The organism is Devosia sp., assembly GCF_041917035.1.
GTDB lineage: Bacteria > Pseudomonadota > Alphaproteobacteria > Rhizobiales > Devosiaceae > Devosia_A.
The window spans coordinates 1-2,204 of the sequence record NZ_JAYRYM010000402.1; the positions used below are offsets into that span (position 1 = coordinate 1).

Here is a 2,204-nt window from a genome sequence, read left to right on the forward strand (position 1 = left end):
CTGCGCCAGGATGAGGGCTTCTGGCTGTTCTGACACATGTTCGGCAACCCTTTGTTGGTTTCCGTCCGCGCCGTCAGCCGGTAATGTGCGGCTGAATCGGAGAGGTCGATGTCCGTCTGGCAGCGCCTTGGCGCCGTGGTGGGTTCAGTTACCGAGCGGACCGGGATCATCGGTTCGCTCGCCAGTCTGCTCGACCCGGACAACTGGCTTCCCGGCGGACGCGACGCCGCGTTCACTCTAGCGCTGATCGCGCTTTCGGCCAAGATGGCGGTGTCCGACGGCGTGGTGACCGCCTCCGAGTTGCGGGCCTTCCAGCGCACGGTCGAGATATCCCCGGCCATCGAGCAGCAGGTGGATCGGCTGTTCAAGCTGGCCCAGCAGGATGTTGCCGGCTACGAGGCTTATGCCCGCAAGGTGCGGCGCTTCTTCGTCGACAGCCCCGAGACGCTCGAGCACGTTCTCGACGGGCTGTTCTTCATCGCCTCGGCGGACGGGATGATCCACCAGTCGGAACTGGACTATCTCAAGACCGTCAGCGACATTTTCGGCTTCGATGATGCCCGCTTCGAGCAGTTGACGGCGCAGCACGTGCTTTTCGAAACGGGGATCGACCCCTACCTGGTGCTGGGCCTCGCCCCGGCGGCGGACCATCGTGAGGTGCGGCGCGTCTACCGCTCGCTGGTGGCCGAGCACCATCCGGACCGGCTGATCGCGAAGGGGGTGCCGGAGGAGCTGATCGACGTGGCGACCGCCCGGATGGCCGCGATCAACAATGCCTACAAGCAGATCATGAAGCGCGTCCCGGCTTGACGTTGCCGAGGGCCGTCCGCCATATGCCCGTCGCCAGTTGACCGGGTGGCCGCTGCGCATGGGGCAACTCGTGCGGGGAGGAAAGTCCGGGCTCCTTCGAAATACGGTGACGGCTAACGGCCGCCGGGGGCGACCCCAGGGAAAGTGCCACAGAAAGCAAACCGCCGAACCTGCGGGTTCGGCAAGGGTGAAAGGGTGCGGCAAGAGCGCACCGCGGACCTGGCGACAGGGACGGCACGGCAAACCCCACCGGGAGCAAGACCAAATAGGGGTGACGCGGCGGCGGGAAACCGCTCGCCGGCCGGTTTTCGAGGCCAGTCACCCGGGTTGGTTGCATGAGGGCGTCAGCAATGGCGCCCCTAGATGAATGGCCGCCACGTCCGCCGCAAGGCGGGCCCTACAGAACCCGGCTTACAGGTCAACTGGCACTTCGACCCGTCCGTTAGGCTCAACAGAATCTTAAGCTCCCGTTGCCAGATTGGGGCGATGCCCCGGAAGGGGCCGACTGTCGTGCGGACCTCGGTCCGAGTGGAGTTGCAGGCGGACATGGGTGAGCCGGGTAGCAGCGGGCGGGATCTACCGCATGTTCCGGTTCTGCTCGAGGAGGTGCTGGCAGCGCTGGCGCCGCTCGATGGTGCCCGCATCCTCGATGGCACGTTCGGGGCAGGGGGGTACTCGCGTGCCCTGCTCGAGGCCGGAGCATCCGTCGTGGCGCTCGACCGCGACCCTTCGGTGCTCCCCTATGTCAGCCAGCTGTCCGCCGCGTTCCCGGACCGGTTCCGCTTCGTGAGCGGCACCTTTTCCCGCCTCGATGCGCTTGCGGGCGCGCCGGTCGACGGCGTCGTCCTCGACATCGGCGTCTCCTCGATGCAGCTCGATCAGGCCGGGCGGGGCTTCTCGTTCATGAACGATGGTCCTCTCGACATGCGCATGTCGTCCGACGGACAGAGCGCGGCCGACCTGGTCAATGCGCTGGAGGAGGCCGCTCTCGCCAACCTGCTGTTCGCCTATGGCGAGGAGCGCAAGTCGCGTCGGATCGCCCACTCGATCGTCGCCGCCCGCGCCGCGGCACCGATCACCACGACGGCCCAGCTGGCGCGGCTGATCGAGAAGTCGATCGGACGCAAGCCGGGCGACGCGCACCCGGCGACGCGCAGCTTCCAGGCCCTGCGCATTGCGGTCAACGGCGAGCTCGAGCAGCTTGTCGAGGGCCTGTTCGCCAGCGAGCGCCTCCTGTCGGAGGGAGGACGGCTGGCCGTGGTCAGCTTCCACTCGCTCGAGGACCGCATCGTCAAGCGCTTCCTCGATCCGGAAAAGAGCGCGCCCGTGCGCTCGAGGCACCTGCCCGAGGCCGCCGCCGAACAGCCCCGATGGATCGGTCTCGGCAAGGCCGT

General features: G+C 67.2%; 2 protein-coding genes and 1 other RNA gene. All 3 read left to right on the top strand.

What is annotated here, in order from left to right; genetic code table 11:
* The first annotated feature begins 108 nt into the window (after positions 1 to 108).
* Positions 109 to 810, top strand: a complete 702-nt coding sequence (locus tag ACE3TU_RS21610; protein ID WP_374627917.1) for a TerB family tellurite resistance protein — start codon at positions 109 to 111, stop codon at positions 808 to 810.
* A 33-nt stretch (positions 811 to 843) separates the two neighbouring features.
* Positions 844 to 1,240: RNase P RNA component class A (gene rnpB, locus ACE3TU_RS21615), an RNA gene on the top strand.
* A 116-nt stretch (positions 1,241 to 1,356) separates the two neighbouring features.
* The coding region (rsmH, locus tag ACE3TU_RS21620) for a 16S rRNA (cytosine(1402)-N(4))-methyltransferase RsmH (RefSeq protein ID WP_374627918.1) at positions 1,357 to 2,204 on the top strand (848 nt) is incomplete at its 3' end.

What these genes read in the sequence shown, in the direction of transcription:
- ACE3TU_RS21610 (WP_374627917.1), top strand. Translation starts at nt 109, where the DNA reads ATGTCCGTCTGGCAGCGCCTTGGCGCCGTGGTGGGTTCAGTTACCGAG.